Source organism: Curtobacterium sp. VKM Ac-2887 (genome assembly GCF_015350935.1).
In the GTDB taxonomy this organism is placed as follows: Bacteria; Actinomycetota; Actinomycetes; order Actinomycetales; family Microbacteriaceae; genus Curtobacterium.
Genome location: NZ_JADKSB010000010.1, coordinates 124,617 through 139,412, shown reverse-complemented (window position 1 = coordinate 139,412; position 14,796 = coordinate 124,617). Strand labels below are relative to the sequence as shown.

Annotated in this window: 13 protein-coding genes; 6 read left to right on the top strand and 7 right to left on the bottom strand. The window is 71.9% G+C overall.

Annotation, left to right across the window (positions count from 1 at the left end):
• Positions 1-4 precede the first annotated feature (4 nt).
• On the bottom strand, positions 5-1,501 hold the full coding sequence (locus ITJ69_RS13275) for a lipopolysaccharide biosynthesis protein (RefSeq protein WP_194672975.1): 1,497 nt from the start codon (positions 1,499-1,501) through the stop codon (positions 5-7).
• Between the two features lie 29 nt (positions 1,502-1,530).
• On the bottom strand, positions 1,531-1,917 hold the full coding sequence (locus ITJ69_RS13270) for a DUF3060 domain-containing protein (RefSeq protein WP_194672974.1): 387 nt from the start codon (positions 1,915-1,917) through the stop codon (positions 1,531-1,533).
• 104 nt (positions 1,918-2,021) lie between these two features.
• Here ITJ69_RS13270 and ITJ69_RS13265 point away from each other — a divergent pair, with 104 nt between their 5' ends.
• A complete protein-coding gene (locus ITJ69_RS13265; RefSeq protein WP_159571035.1) occupies positions 2,022-3,167 on the top strand; it encodes a glycosyltransferase in 1,146 nt (381 codons plus the stop codon).
• Between the two features lie 78 nt (positions 3,168-3,245).
• Here the strand turns inward: ITJ69_RS13265 and ITJ69_RS13260 are convergent, their stop codons facing one another.
• From ITJ69_RS13260 to ITJ69_RS13250, 3 genes are read right to left on the bottom strand one after another with little or no spacing between them, the layout of a single operon-like run.
• Positions 3,246-4,373 carry a glycosyltransferase gene (locus tag ITJ69_RS13260; protein WP_131847612.1) on the bottom strand — a complete coding sequence of 376 codons (1,128 nt, stop codon included), beginning with the start codon at positions 4,371-4,373 and terminating at the stop codon, positions 3,246-3,248.
• Positions 4,351-4,953: a low molecular weight phosphatase family protein gene (locus ITJ69_RS13255; protein ID WP_194672973.1), complete on the bottom strand. Its 603-nt coding sequence runs from the start codon at positions 4,951-4,953 to the stop codon at positions 4,351-4,353. Before ITJ69_RS13255 ends, ITJ69_RS13260 begins: the two co-directional genes overlap by 23 nt.
• Positions 4,950-6,284, bottom strand: a complete 1,335-nt coding sequence (locus ITJ69_RS13250; RefSeq protein ID WP_159571026.1) for a hypothetical protein — start codon at positions 6,282-6,284, stop codon at positions 4,950-4,952. Before ITJ69_RS13250 ends, ITJ69_RS13255 begins: the two co-directional genes overlap by 4 nt.
• A gap of 91 nt (positions 6,285-6,375) precedes the next feature.
• Here ITJ69_RS13250 and ITJ69_RS13245 point away from each other — a divergent pair, with 91 nt between their 5' ends.
• Genes ITJ69_RS13245 through ITJ69_RS13230 form a run of 4 tightly spaced genes read left to right on the top strand, consistent with a single transcriptional unit; the run spans position 6,376 to position 10,723 of the window.
• Positions 6,376-7,803: a polysaccharide biosynthesis tyrosine autokinase gene (locus ITJ69_RS13245; protein ID WP_159571023.1), complete on the top strand. Its 1,428-nt coding sequence runs from the start codon at positions 6,376-6,378 to the stop codon at positions 7,801-7,803.
• Positions 7,800-8,879, top strand: coding sequence for a polysaccharide pyruvyl transferase family protein (locus ITJ69_RS13240; protein WP_194672972.1), 1,080 nt, complete (start codon positions 7,800-7,802; stop codon positions 8,877-8,879). The genes ITJ69_RS13245 and ITJ69_RS13240 overlap by 4 nt, the downstream gene beginning before the upstream one ends.
• Positions 8,876-9,793: a glycosyltransferase family 2 protein gene (locus ITJ69_RS13235; protein ID WP_159571017.1), complete on the top strand. Its 918-nt coding sequence runs from the start codon at positions 8,876-8,878 to the stop codon at positions 9,791-9,793. Before ITJ69_RS13240 ends, ITJ69_RS13235 begins: the two co-directional genes overlap by 4 nt.
• Before the next feature lie 33 nt (positions 9,794-9,826).
• The gene (locus ITJ69_RS13230) at positions 9,827-10,723 is read left to right on the top strand and encodes a glycosyltransferase family 2 protein (RefSeq protein ID WP_165901154.1); all 897 of its coding nucleotides are present in this window, start codon (positions 9,827-9,829) and stop codon (positions 10,721-10,723) included.
• Here ITJ69_RS13230 and ITJ69_RS13225 read toward each other — a convergent pair.
• Positions 10,696-11,826 carry an acyltransferase family protein gene (locus ITJ69_RS13225; protein ID WP_194672971.1) on the bottom strand — a complete coding sequence of 377 codons (1,131 nt, stop codon included), beginning with the start codon at positions 11,824-11,826 and terminating at the stop codon, positions 10,696-10,698. The two genes, ITJ69_RS13230 and ITJ69_RS13225, sit on opposite strands and share 28 nt — an antisense overlap.
• Positions 11,819-13,495 (bottom strand): GH39 family glycosyl hydrolase, encoded by a 1,677-nt coding sequence (locus ITJ69_RS13220; RefSeq protein WP_194672970.1) that lies wholly within the window; start codon positions 13,493-13,495, stop codon positions 11,819-11,821. The genes ITJ69_RS13225 and ITJ69_RS13220 overlap by 8 nt, the downstream gene beginning before the upstream one ends.
• Before the next feature lie 101 nt (positions 13,496-13,596).
• Between ITJ69_RS13220 and ITJ69_RS20995 the strand changes: the two genes are divergently transcribed.
• Positions 13,597-14,796 (top strand): ankyrin repeat domain-containing protein, encoded by a 1,200-nt coding sequence (locus ITJ69_RS20995; RefSeq protein WP_323743105.1) that lies wholly within the window; start codon positions 13,597-13,599, stop codon positions 14,794-14,796.

The window sequence follows — 14,796 nt, the reverse complement described above, 5'->3', positions numbered from 1 at the left end:
TCTCTCAGGGTGTGGTTGCGGTGGTGCGCCCGAACTGGGCGGGCACGACGTGGCGCGCCATCGCGATGACGTCGCGGCGGATGCCCGGCAGCACGACGGCAAGGGCGAGCACGACGAGCGCAGAAGCGCCGCCGACCGTGATCGCGAGCCAGGGGCCGAGGTCGAGCAGCCGGGTCAGGAGCGTGACACCACCCACCGCCACGGCCACGATGCCGGGGCGGACGATCGGCGTGACGAGGTCACGGAGCCCGAGCCCTGGGCGTCGACCAGCGACCACGAAGCCGGGGACGACGAGGACGAGCGAGCTGACGGAGAACGCCCACGCCATCCCGGTGACGCCCCACGGCAGGCCGACGAAGAACGAGGCGAGGACGAGTGGACGGCTGACGAGCGCCCAGATGGTCTGACGAGCGCCCTGGCCGGTCGCGACGAACACCCAGACGGTGACGTAGCCGAGGGTCTGCGCGATGCCAGCGAGCACCAGCACGCGGAAGATCGGTACCGAGCCCGCCCACGCGGGGCCGAACAGCACGGTGACGACGGCGTCGGCGAGCACTGCCAGCACCGCGAAGGTCGGCCACAGCACGTACCCGGTCAGGGCTGTGAGGTGCCGGTAGTAGCGCCGGAAGCGCTCGCGGTCGTCGGCGACCTTGGCGAGCACGGGGACCGCGACGCGCTGGAGCGGCCCGTTGACCTGCTCCAGCGGGATCGTGAGCAGCTGCCCGGCCTGTGCGTACAAGCCGGCGGCGAGCGGGCCGAACGACGCCCCGACGATCACCTTGTCGAGGTTGCGGGCCGCGAAGTTGAGGACCTGGACCGCGGTGACGTTCGCTGCGAAGCCGAGTTCCGGCCGGACGGCGGACCACCGCGCGGGGCGGGTCGGGCGCCAGGGACACACGGCGATCGAACCGATGCCGAGCACGAGCGAGAAGAGGAGCGCCTGGGCGACGAGCGCCGATGAGCCCGCACCGGCGATCGCGAGCACGAGCGCCAGGGCGGCGCCGGAGACCATCGACGCGACCTCGAGCAGGGCGAGGGCACGGAAGCGGAGGTTGCGGGCGAGCAGCGCCGTGGGGACCGCGCTGGCCCCGGCCACCACGAAGGGAACCGCGAGCAGCATCACGGACCTGCCGGACGCTGGGAAGCCGAGGACGACCGCGAGTGCCGGCGCCGACAGGGCCAGCGCAGCGCCGACAGCGAGTCCGGCTGCGGCGCTGAGGAGGTGGAGCGAGGAGGCGACGCCGGCGGACAGGCGCGGCGCACGGGTGACGAGGGCTCCGATGCCACCGATGCGGAGGAGCTCGGCGAGACCGCTGAGCAGGAGCACGACGACCGCGAACCCGTACTCGGCGGGGCCGAGGATCCTGGCAATCACCACGACGGTGACGAGCTGCACGAGGAACCGGGTCGCGGTGCCGGCGGCGGTGACGATGCCGCCACGGGCTGCCGCGGTCGCGAGCGGAGCGGAGGACTGCCAGTCCGGCAGGGTCGTGCGGGTCATGGCAGTCCTCCGTTCGGGTCGGGTCGGACTCAGCGGGTGACGAACAGGTTCTCGGCGCCCTTGTCCGTGACCTTCGGCTTGCCGTCCGTGGTGACCCGGTTGCCGTTGCCGCTGACCGTGACCTTGCCGATCTCCTTGGCGTCGACGTCGTTGATGGTGCCGCTCATGACGAGCGCGTCGACCTTGCCGAGGTGGACGACCGCGTTGCTCGCGGTGATCTCGACCGAGGCGCAGTCGCCCACGGTGACGTCCTTGTTGCTCTGGTCGATGACGACCTTGCCGTCGGCGCACTCCGCCGTCGGCTTCTTGGTGGGTTCGTCGCCGCCGGTGCCGGAGCACGCCGTGACGACGGTGAGGATCCCGATCGCAGCCAGGGTCGTGGCGGCGATGCGGGCGGTGCGGGAGGTGTGACGCATGTCGGGTTCCGTTCTGGGATCGCGGCGAGGCGGATGACGCTTGGCACTGTCGCCCCGGTGACGTTTCAATGTCACGCTCTATAGAATACTGGTATTCTAGATGCATGACAACCCGGAACCTCCCGCTCGTCGCCATGCTCACCCACAGCGCAGCACTGTCCGGGGCGGAGCTCCTCGTGGCGCGGGTGGCCGCCGCCCGGGTCGAGACCGAGGTGATCGTCGTCCTCGGTGAACACGGGCCACTCGAGTCCCTGCTCTCCGGGCTCGGCGTCGAGCACGAGGTCGTCGCGCTCGACCCGTCCGTGACCGAGCACGCAGCCGATGCGGGTGGGGGCCTCCTCGCGAAGGGAGTGTCGACGCTCCGCTCCACGCGGGCCCTCGCGCGACGGCTCCGCGACGTCGGCGCCGACGTGGTCGTCACACACTCGGCGAAAGCGCACGTGTACGGCGGACTGGCCGGCCGGCTCGCACGCATCCCCGTCGTGGCGTACGTCCACGACGTCGTCGGAGCGGCCGGTGCCTCCCGCGCGAACACCCTGGTACTCCGCGCGGCGCTGACGACGCTCCCCGCAGCCAGAATCGCCAACTCACGGACGACGGCCCGCTCCCTCGGCCGGTCCGGTCCGGCACCCGCGGTGATCGGCTGCCCCGTGGACCTCCCGGACCAGGCCGCCCCGTCGGCACCCGGCCCGTTCACCATCGGCATGGTCGGGCGGCTCACCCGTTGGAAGGGGCAGGACATCGCGGTCCGCGCCTTCGCCGCGGCCCGCGCGCTCGGTCTCGACCCCGATGCGCGGCTCCGGCTGATCGGCGCGGCGCACTTCGGGACCGACGACCACCACGCCGCCGAGTTGCACACCCTGGTCACGGAGCTGGACCTGACGGCGGTGGTCGAGTTCCGGGGACACCGGCAGGACGTCGATGCCGAGATCAGCGCGTGCGATCTGCTCGTGCACGCCAGCCGCCGCCCGGAGCCGTTCGGGCAGGTGGTCACCGAGGCGATGGCGCTCGGTCGACCGGTCATCGCCGCGGACGCTGGCGGCCCTGCCGAGGTGCTCACGCACGGCGAGGACGGGCTCCTCGTCCGTCCAGGCGACGTCGATGCCCTCGCGCACGCGATCCTCCGGTTGGCCGGTGACGAGCAGGAACGGAACCGACTCGCCCGCAACGGGCGCCACTCCGCCGCGCGCTACGCGACGCCGCACATCGTGGCGCAGATCGAGCGCGTCCTGGTGAGCGCAGCCAGGTAGCGACCGACTGGAGGCCCGGTGCAGGTCCGACGGACCGGCACCGGGCCTCCAGGTGGTCCGGTCCACCCCCGCGGACCTTCAGCCGGTCCGGCCCCCCACCGGGATGCCGGTCCACTCCGCGATCTCGCGCTGGAACCGCTCGGTCGAGAACGCGGCGGCGCGCGCACGACAGGCCGCTGGGTCGAGTCGCACGGCACCGTCGACCGCTGCGGCCAGGGTCGAATCCGCGAGGTCGTGGAGGAGCGTGCCGCTCGTTCCTTCCTGCACCGAGTCGCGAGCCCCGCCCTCGGCGTTCGCGACCACCGGCGTGCCGAGGGCCAGCGCCTCGACGGGCAGGATCCCGAAGTCCTCGACGGGAGGGAACACGTAGACCGCGGCACGCTGCAGGAGCGCCGCGAGCATCGCGTCGGAGGGCGTGCAGACGAAGTGCACCTCGACCCTCGACTCGGCAGCCAGCGCGCGCAGCCGCTCGGCATCCGGACCGTCGCCGGCGAGCACCACCGGACGCCCGGACGCCCGACCGGCATCGATGACGACGTCGAGGCGCTTGTACGGAACGAACCGCGAGGCACCGAGGACGAAGTCGGCAGGCAGCGCCTCGAGGACAGCGCGGTCGCGCTCGTCGAGCACGGACGCCCAGTCGGCGACCGCAGCGAGCCGCTCCACGCCGACCGGCGGGTTGATCACCTGAGCGTCGATGCCCCAGGTGTCGCGGATGCGCTGCTGCACGAAGCGACTGTTCGCGGCGACGTGACGGAGCCCCTGGGCGCGACGGCGGTCGACGGAGCGGAGTACCGGCGAACCCGCGCGGGCGAGCATGGTCGATCCGCGGGCATCGAGTTCCGGGTTCCAGAGGTACCGGGCCGGCGTGTGCACGTAGGTGAACTGCCGGTCCGGGGCGACCCCGGTCACACGGGCCTGGTGGGCGAACAGGTGCGAGCTCACGATCGCCCAGTCGTACTCGCCGACGGTGCGCAGGCCGTGACTCCACAGGGCCGGGAGGAACGGCATCGACAGCGCCTTCCTGCCGCGGAGGGGCGACCGCGCCAGGACGCTCTCGACCACCCGCCGATCCGCGTATCGCCCGGGGGCGTCGTTCCACAGCCCGAACACGTCGGCGGCAGGATAGGCATCGGCGAATGCGTCGACGACACGCTCGGCGCCGCCCACCGCCTCGATCCACTCATGGACGAGCAGTCCGCGCACGGTCGGCTCCGTTCTGGTCGGTGGCGGCGCGTTCCGCGCACGCCGCGAGGGTCGCGATGGCGGAGATCGCCCGCTCGCGCATGGTCAGGAAGTCGTGCTCGTCGCCGCGTACCGGGTCGGCGACGTCGTCGAGCGCCGGGTCGGTCGGGGCCGTCGCGACCCGGAAGCGGGACACGAGGCGCGGGAGTTCCGCCCAGAACCGCTCGTCGACGGCATCGGCGTCCAGCAGGGGGCGGACGAGGCGGTCGAACTCCGCCATCGTGAAGGTCCGCCGCAGGAGGTGCGGCGCGAGGTCGAGGACCTGCGCTCGGTGCGCGCGCTCGAGCGTGAGCACGAGGTCCCTGTCGCGCAGCACCGCGGCGGTCAGCGGCGTCGAGACGAACGCGTCCGGGTCGCCGCCGTCCTGTCCGACAGCGGTGGCGGAACGCGGGAACATCGGCGTACCCGCTGTCGCAGCGGTGCCGGCGCTGTCCACGCGGAAGACTCCGGGCAGCACTGCGTCGAGGCGCGCCCGGAGGACGCGTTCGACGTACGGCGAACGGCAGATGTTGCCCTCGCAGACGATGAGGATCGAGATCACTGATGGGCTCCTGTCAGGGTGACGGGTCGTGCACCGGCGGCGTCCGGTCCCGGTTCCGGCGGCTCGGCGACGGGGCGCCAGACGCTCGAGGCACATGCGGCGAGGAGCAGCCAGAGGATCGGCGTCGAGAGGTCCGGGGTGCCGACGAGCTTCGCGACGAGCACCGCGGCGAGCGCGACCGAGGCCGGGACGGTCGCCGGTGACCGCGCCGCGCGCACGAGCACGCCGAGCGCGAAGACGGCGAACGCGATCGTGCCCGGGATCCCGACGCAGGTCAGCAGCGTCATCCCGAAGGACGACGGCCGGTTCGCGCCGAGCCCGGCGCCGATGCCGAGGGTGTCGGCGAGGACCCCCCAGCTGAAGCCGTCCGCGCCGGTCCGGGAGTCGTACGACTGACTGCCGACCTTGTCGTCCACGATCGCCTCGACCGGTGCGGCGAGCTGCGGGCCGGCCGCGAGCAGCACGATCGCGATCGTCAGCCCCCCGAGGACGAACCAGACGGTGCCGCGTCCACCCCGGACGACGTACCGCACGGCGACCACGAGCAGGCCGACGGCGATCACGACGGCGGAGGCGACGACAGCGGTGCCGGACGCCGCCTGCAGGAGGTTCGCGCACGACAGCGCACTCGCCGCGGCCCAGATCATCCGCTGCCCGCCGGACGACCGCAGTGCCGTGACGGCGAAGTACGCGGCGGCCGGGAGAGCGAACGCTGCGAGCTCGCTCGGTTCGCTGAAGACCCCCCGCAACCGCTCCCCCGGGAGCGCCCACGCGTAGGCGACCCCCGGCAGCGTGTCCATCAGGGGTGCCAGCACGTCCGCACCTGCCTGCACGAGCACCCCGCGCACGGTGGTCACGACCGTGCCGACGACCAGCGCGATCCGGAGCGCGGTCTCTGCCGCCCCGACGCGGACGAGGTACAGCAACGCGCACACCGCGAGCAAGAGGTACCCGAGCTGCGCGAGGTTGCTGATCGAGTAGGTGAGGTACCCGGGGTCCAGCACCTGACCGTCCACACCGCCACGTGGGACGAGGACACGGACGCCGGCGAACATCCAGGGGGCGACGGCGGTGGCGATGGTCGCCCACGCGACGAAGGCTGCGAGCGCGTTCGCCGACCAGTGCGTGGTGCGCAGCGGGCGGGTCCCGAGGAGCGCGATGCCCGACGCGAGCGCCGCAGCCGAGAACAGGGGCACGCCGTTCCCTCCGGCGACGACGGCAGCCGTGTACGGCAGGCCGCCGGCGACGCCGATCACCGCGGGGAGCCACGTCCGACGGGCGATCAGCGCAACGGCGAGCACAGCCGTGAACACGGCTCCGAGGACCGGCATGATCCCCCTCCATTCCACTGTCGCTTGCGGTGGTATTTCATATCATCTACGATAAGTATCACACATCCGATCGCCTCCCGGAAGGCCCCCAGTGACGCTCTCGCAGTTCCTCGAAGTGATCAGACGGCGATGGATCTCCGCGCTCGCGCTGGTCCTCCTCGCCACGTCGGCTGCCGTCGGCGTCACCCTCGTGCAGGCGCCGGAGTACCGCGCCTCGAGCGAGGTCTTCGTCTCGGTCGCCGCCGGCTCGTCGGTCACCGACCTCAGTCAGGGCAACAACTTCTCGGCGGCGCGCGTGAAGTCGTACACGGCGCTGGCACTGACCCCGCGCGTCCTCGGCGCCGCGGCGAAGCAGCTCGGACTCCCGGCCGGCACCGACCTCTCGAAGGTCGTGACGGCGTCCTCCACCGACGAGACCGTGATCATCTCGCTCAGCGCGACGTCCACGTCCCCGGCCCGTGCGGCGGCGATCGCCAACGCGGTCACCACGCAGCTCGTCGCCGTCGTGGACGAGGTCGAGCGCTCATCGCAGCAGAGCGACCTCGTCCACCTGAGCGTGTTCCAGCAGGCGAAGGCACCGACGATGCCGTTCGCTCCGCGGATCCCGGTCAACATCGCGATCGGGGTCCTCGCGGGCCTCGCACTCGGTGTTGCGCAGGCAGTCCTCCGCGAGGTCCTCGACACCCGGCTGCGGTCGTTCGACGCGCTCCGGCGCCTCACCACGGCGAGTGTGCTCGGCGAGTTCGGGGTGGACGACACCATCGCGAAACACCCCCTCGTCGCCGTCGACAACCGCTACAGCACCCGGGCCGAGAGCTTCCGGCAGCTGCGGACGCACCTGACGTACACGAACCTCGACGGCGGTCCGCAGAGCATCGTCGTGACGAGCGCGACCCCGGGCGAGGGCAAGTCCTCGACCGCCGTGAACCTCGCGCTCATGCTGGCGCAGAACGGGTCGCGGGTCCTGCTCGTCGACGCCGACCTGCGACGCCCGACGACCGGGACGTACTTGGGGATCGAGAGCCGCGTCGGCCTGTCCACCGTGCTCACCCGACAGGTCGCGCTCGACGATGCCATCCAGGAGGTCGGTGGGGACAACCCCCTGCACGTCCTCGCTGCGGGGCGGGTGCCGCCGAACCCGAGCGAACTCCTGAGCTCCAGCCGGATGGCGGACCTCGTCCGCGAGCTCGAATCCCGCTACGACGTCGTGATCGTCGACGCCCCGCCGCTCCTCCCGGTGACCGACCCCGCCGTCCTCGGCGCCATCTGCTCCGGGGTCCTGCTCGTCGTGAGCGTCAACGGACAGACACGGCGCGCCGACTTCGTCGCGGCCGAGCAGACCCTGCGGCAGGTGGGCGCACGACTGCTCGGGCTCGTGGTGAACCGCCTCCCAGCCCAGCGACGCATGAAGACCTACTACAACTACGAGCCCTCGGCGCCGGTGAGCGAGAGCCCTCGCCGCTCGTCACGCGCACGCAACGACTCGACCGCCACCACCGAACAGAAGGAAACCCGATGACCCGCAGCACACCGCCCCGATCGTTCGTCTACCTCGGCTGGCAGGGGTACGGCAACTTCGGCGACGACCTCCTGCACGAGACCTGGCGTGCCGCGCTCCGTCACCCCTTGGACGTCGAGGCGCCCCTGACCCGGCGGGACTACGCTCGCCGCTCACCGCGCTTCGTTCGCGACCGCGCCCGGCTGATCGGCCGCGAGCGGCTCGTGCTGCTCGGTGGCGGCACGACCGTCGGGTTCGCGTCCTGGGCCGGACACGTCGACCGTGCGACCCGGTACTTCGGCGCGACCGGCACCATCGGACTCGGTCTCGGGGCAGCTGCCGCCGACGACAGCTACTCGCTCGGGACACAACCGCAGCAGTGGGACGCCTGGCGTTCGCTCGACCGGTTCGCGCTGCACGGTGTCCGTGGGCCGCTCACCGAACACGAGGTCACCACGAACCTGTGCCCGGTCGACGTCGTGGGCGATCCGGCGCTGCTCTACCCCGAGCTCGTCCACGTCCAACGCACCGTCCGGCCCGACGGCCGGATCGGCGTCAGCATCGGATCTGATCCGACCACGAGGTTCGACGTCGACACGATCGCCGAGGCGGTCGACCGGCACGCGGCCGCGACCGGCACCACCGAGGTCGTCGCGTTCGCGCTGTCCGGGGCCGACCGCATGGCGGCGCACGGGTTGGCCGCCCGCCTGCGCACACCGGCGGTCGTGCACGAGTACGTCGACGTCCCGACGACGATGGCCGCCATCGCGGGATGCGACCTGGTCGTGTCCGAACGACTCCACGGCGCCATCGCGGCGATTTCGCTCGACGTGTCCACTGTCCCGCTGTCGTACGCGTCGAAGTGTGACGACTTCTGGCGCAGTGTCACGGACGGCCCCGCGCCGCTCACGGTGGGCCACGACGTCGACGAGCTCGTCCACGAGATGCAGATCGCCACCCGACACCGTGACGGGATCCGCGCCCGGACGGCCGAGCTCCGGGAGCGGCTGGGCTCCGTCCAGCAGCGCCTCCTCGACTGGCAGACCGCAGGCTCGCCGACAGCCGAGCTCTTCGCCCGCACGAAGGCCCACGCGTGAACGCCGACCACCGCTTCCACCTCGTCGTCTCGACGATCCGGACGCCGGACCACCTCGCCCGCTGCCTCGAGACGATCGAGCGCGCCGGGGTGTCGGTGTTCGTCACCGTCGTCGAGCAGCGACCGACTCCGGATGCACTGGCCGTGCTGCAGCCGCTCATCGACGCCGGGCACGCCGAACACGTGCACCAGCCGGACGTCCGTGGCGTCAGCCGGGGCAGGAACGCCGGGATGACTCGACTCCGCGGTGAGGTGATCGCGTTCCCGGACGACGACTGCTGGTACCCCGACGGCGTCCTGGCGACGATCTCGCACCGGTTCGCGACGCAGGGGCTCGACGCGGCCTCGATCCCCTCCCGCGGAAGCGACGAGCAGGGCACGATGCTCCGCTGGCGCCGGCGCCCGGGTGACGTCACGAGTTGGCGGGTGCCGCGGACCGTCGTGAGCTCGGGGATCTTCATGCGTCGCGACGTCCTCGAACGCCTCGGCGATTTCGACGAGGACCTCGGTACGGGCTCCGGAACGCCCTTCGGGGCCGGCGAGGAGACCGACATGGTCCTCCGCGCCCTCGCCTCCGGTGCGCGGATGCGCTACATGCCGGACCTTTCGGTGCGGCACCCGGACTTCCGTGACGCCGGTATGACGACCGAGACCCTCGCGAAGGTCCGCCGGTACAACCGCGGCTTCGGTCGGGTCCTCCGCAAGCACGGTCTGTACGGGCAGGCCGCGTACTGGATCGGTCGCGGCCTGGTCGGGACCGTCGTCCGGACCGTCCGTGGCGACCGCGACGGAGCGCGCTTCCAGCACACGCAGATGAGCGCTCGGTTGCAGGGATGGCGGGGCCGGGACGACGAGGGCCGGGTGTACCCGGCCTGTGGAACCGTGGTATTTCGTCCACAACATACCGAGAAGTAGGATCCCGACGAGATGCGCCACGACACTGGCCCGATGCACCATCGATTCCACTTGATCATCGCCACGAACCGGCCGCCCGAGTACCTCGACCGAGCGATCCGGTCGATCCAAGCCGAGCCGTACCGGGTCTTCCTCTCGGTCGTCGCGCAGCGCCCGGTCCCCGAAGTACCCGACCGGCTCGCGGCGATGATCCGGGACGGCGACGGTGAGTACATCCACCAGCCCGGCGCCAGCGGTGTGAGTACCGCCCGGAACGCTGGGATGCGAACGCTCCGCGCTGACCTCGTCGGGTTCCCGGACGACGACTGCTGGTACCCGACCGGCGTGCTGTCCGCGATCGATGCCCGGTTCAGCAGGGTGGACGAAGAACCCCGGCTCGGCGGTTTGTGCATCCCGACGAAGGACGCGACCGGCCGAGGCACCATGCTCCGGTGGCTCGGGCGATCCCGACGGATCCGGGTGCGGGACGTCCCGCGCACCGTCATCTGCTCCGGGGTGTTCTTCCGGCGAGAGGTCCTCGACGACATCGGGGACTTCGACGACACGCTCGGGTCGGGTGTGGAGCCCTTCGGCTCCGGCGAGGAGAACGACCTGGTCATGCGCGCGGTCGAGGCCGGGGTGCGTGTCGACTTCGACGCGGACCTGTACGTGCACCACGGCGACTTCCGCGACGACGGACCCACCACCGCGGTCCTCGCAAAGGTCAGGCGGTACAACCGCGGGTTCGGGCGAGTGCTCCGGAAGCACGGTTGCTGGGGGCAGGCGAGCTACTGGGTCAGCCGATCGGTGGTCGCGCTCGTGATCGCTCGCGTCCGGCGCGACGCCGCCGCGGTCGAGCAACAGCACGCCCAGCTCGCCGGGCGGTGGCAGGGGTGGTTCGGCCGCGATGACGCCGGGCACCGTCACCCCGTGCCCCCACGCACGCGCTGAGGTGCGCCGGCCACGGGACGGGTCGTGGGGTGTCTGCCCCACGACCGTGTCGCGCGGAGCACCGGCCGCTCGAGCAGGTACCACGATGCCGAGGCCACACCGATGCCCACCAGCGCGAGCCCCAGGCGCACCACACCGGTGGACGGGTCACCCCCGGGCTCGATTCGGAGCAGCGGGTAGTGCCACAAGTAGAGCCCGTACGAGATGGTCCCGAACCAGCGAGCGATCGCCAGGTCGAGCGCGGGAGCACCACCGAGCGCCCCTGCGACGACGACGAGCGCTGCGACCGCCACCGCTGCCGTCTCGACCCAGCGAGCCGCACCGGGCAGGGACCCGACCGTGATCGGCAGCGTGCACACCGACAGCACCACGAGCAGTGTCGCGCCCACGCCGCCGACCCCGAGCACGACGGCGCTCGGACGTCCGGTCCGCAAGTCGATCTGACCGAGACCGCGGAGACTGCCCGTGCGCAGGGCGAACGCGGCGAGCGCACCCACGAGCAGGGCGGCGGCGCTCGTGTCGAGCCCGTACGCCAGGCGGTCGTACGGCAGCACGACCGTGCCGACGACCCGCCAGGTGACCGCAGCACCGACGAGTCCGCAGAGCGCGACCGCGGCAGTGCGGGGCCGAGTGCGGGCGAGGACGCCGAGCAGGATGAGGACGAGGGGCCAGACGAGGTAGAACTGCTCTTCGACGGCGAGCGACCAGGTGTGCTCGAACGGTCCGAGCTCGACGCCGAGCACCCGGGCGTGGTTGCCCGTGTAGGACCCGACGGTGGCGAGGACGCGGGGCAGGTCACCGCGGATCGGGTCTGCCAGCACGATCACCGCGACGGTCACCACCACCAGGACGGCCGTCCACGCCGGGAGCAGCCGTGCCGCGCGGCGGAGCCAGAACCGGCCGAGGTGGATCCGCCCGGCACGCTCGGCCTCGTCGAGGAGCGCCCGGGTGATCACGAAGCCGGAGAGCACGAAGAAGGTCGTCACCCCGACGACCCCGCCGTAGGGGACGACCGACTCTGCGGTGTGCGATGCGACGACGAGCAGGACCGCGAGGCCGCGGAGCCCGTCGAGTTGCGTGAGGCGGTCCGCCGGTTCACCCATTCCAGACCACGAACCGGGGCTTCCACGTCGCCGACATCGCGAGCTTGCCACCGGTTCCCCGGACGGCTTTCGTGCCCCCGTAGGCGTCGACGATGGTGCCGTCGCCGGGCAGACCCACACTGATGGGCAGTTCGTCGAAGCGGTCAGCGGTCTGCCACACGACCCGCACCGAGCGTGTGCCGTCGGCCGAGACGAACCGGGCTTCGCGCACGGCACCCGTCACGAACTGGCCGGCGAACCGCATGCCGGCGAGCTGGCGCTGCATCGTCGCGTACGCAGCGGCAGCGGGCTTCGGCTCGTACGCGCGGCTCGGCGCGTCGACGAGCCCGAAGGTCCTGGCACTGCCGTCCGGATCAGGTTGGTCCGGGGCGGCCATCTCGAACGAGAACACCCGCTCGACGCCGTACTGCGCGGCGAGCACGTGGGTCCGGACCAGGAACGCCGCCTGATCGTCCTCGGAGACCCAGCCTGGCCTGCCGTTCGGGGTCGGCCATCCGACCTCGGTGATCCAGATCGGCAACGGTTCGCCGTTCGCACGGGGGTACTTCGCCGCTTTGTCCCGGAGCCAACGAAGCGCGTTCTCGATGCACGGGTTCGTCGCGACACAGTGCTCCGGCGCGTACGGCTGGTTGTACGGGTGCACGCTGATCGCATCGATGTGGTCGGCACCACCGAGCCGGAACCACTCGTCGAGCCAGCGGAGTTCGCCCGACGACACGGCGTTCTCGGCCGGCCCGACGATCCGTGCATCCGGGTCGACGCTCCTGATCGTCGCGGCCGTGACCCGTGACAGCGCGATGTACGCGGCAGGGTCGGCGGAACGGGTGCCGTGGGTGTTCGTCCACTCGTTCCAGATCTCGAACGAGCGGTCGGCGTCCGGGTACCGGTCGCGCACGTGCGTCACCGCCTCGGACACGAACCGGCGCCAGGCTGCTGTCTGCGCCGGGTCCGAGACGTCCGGCGGGGTCATCGCGCCGCCGGTGTACGCCATGTGACCGTAGTCGAGGACGAACAGCGGAGCGACGCCACGGTCGCGCACGATGGGGTCCACTCGCGCATCAGTGCTACGGAAGTCGAACACGCCCGGCACCTTCTCGACGGTGGACCACTGCAGGTCCTGGCGGAAGCCCGCGGCGCCCAGCCCGTCGAGTGTCGGGAGCGCCGCGGCGACCGGCCCGGGCGAGCCGTTCATCGTGACGTTGAAGAAGGCGTCACGGTGCTCGACGCCCGGCGTCCGGACGAACCGGAAGGACGTCTCGGGCAGAGCGGGGCCGTGCGCCGTCACGCGGTACGTGCCCGCGTTGAGACGTCGAGTCGGACGGATCTCCGCTCGTCCGGAGGAACCGACGACGGCGTCGCCGGCTTCGACGAGCACGCCTCTGGCGTCGGTGATCCGCCAGCCCACGTCCGCGAGCGCCGGTGTCCCCGCGGCACCGACTGCGAACGTGACCGGTTGATCCGGTGCGAAGAGACCGTTGGCCGACATCGGCTGGATCGTCGGTCGAGCGGTCGCCGTCGATGCTCCGGCGGCGTGGGCCGGCTGCCGCACAGTCGCTTCGGCGAACAGCAGCAGGGTCGTCGCCGCGGCGAGGACGACGACGCCGGAGGCTCTCCTGCGGGGACGGGTCGCGGGAGGTCGGGAGTCGGACGGGACGTGGGTCGATGGCATCCCACCACGCTCGCCCGGTGCCGGTACCGACGCCAAACATGTTGAATGACGCCGAGTTCGGAAGTGGCGTCAACTAGTCTCGGGCCGTGCGATGGAGTCGAGTGAACTGGCCGTCCGTGGGCTACGTCTCCCTCGAGGACTTCGACGGGCAGCGGGAACACGTCGCCCGCGTGCTCGAGGACGCTCCCCCGGCCGTCGCCGCACTCCTGACCGTCAAGTGGACGGACTCCCGCATCGCACGATGGGACGTCGAGCACCCGGATCTCGCGCACCCGGACCCCGCGCACCCGGACGACGAGGACGACGACGACACCGGGACGGCGGTCGACCTGCCGGGCCACGGCGTCCCCGACCCGGTCGTCGTGCACACCGAGGTCATCGTCCGCAACGACGAGGTGCTCGACACCCCCGACGGCCTGTGGCGCCGGTGGAACCACGCCAGGGTCACGCTCCGACTCCGCGACGCGGTGGTGGACCCACCCCACACCGACCCCGCGGCACTGCTCGCCGGGGACGCCCACGTCGTGCGCGGTGAGCTCGAGTACCTGCACGAGCTCGACCAGTGGGAGCTCCGCCTGCTCGTCTCCCCCGTCGGCGAGGTCGCGATCCGCTTCCGGGGCGTCCGGGTCGCGATCCGCAGCGTGCCCGAGTCCGTCTACACGGAGCTCGACGCACGGCCAGCGCGCGGCTGGCACGGTCCGGTGCCGGACGGCTGGGTCGAGTACGCCACCGAGGTGGTGCGTGCCGCCGCGTACGGCGACCTGGGCGGACTGCACCTGGCGGACGACGCGAGTGACGTCGACGACGTCGACCCGCGCTGGGGCTTCGCCCCGCTGCACGCCGCCGCGTGGTTCGACCGGCCCGAGATGCTCGAGGAACTCCTGCGCCGCGGCGCGTCGCTGCAGCTCACCGACACCGAGGGGCGGACGCCGCTGACGCTGGCGATCGACCGCGACGCACGTCGGGCGATCGACGTGCTCGTGGCTGCGGGCGCCGACCTGGAGGCCCGGGACACCGACGGCAACACCCCGATCGTCCGCGCCGCCTGGGGTGGCCACGCCGCGATCGTGCGTTCGCTCGCCGCCGCGGGTGCGGACACCAGGGCGCTCGGCTCACGGGGCGCGTCCCTGCTGATCGCCGCGGTCGACTCCGGTGACCTGGACACGGTGCGGTCCGTGCTCGCCCTGGACGTCGACGTGAACGCCGAGGACGACGAGGGCTCGACCGCCACCGCTCGCGCAGAACTGCTCCGCGACCGAGCGGTCGCGGAGCAGTTGGCGCACTACTACTCGGGGAGCTGA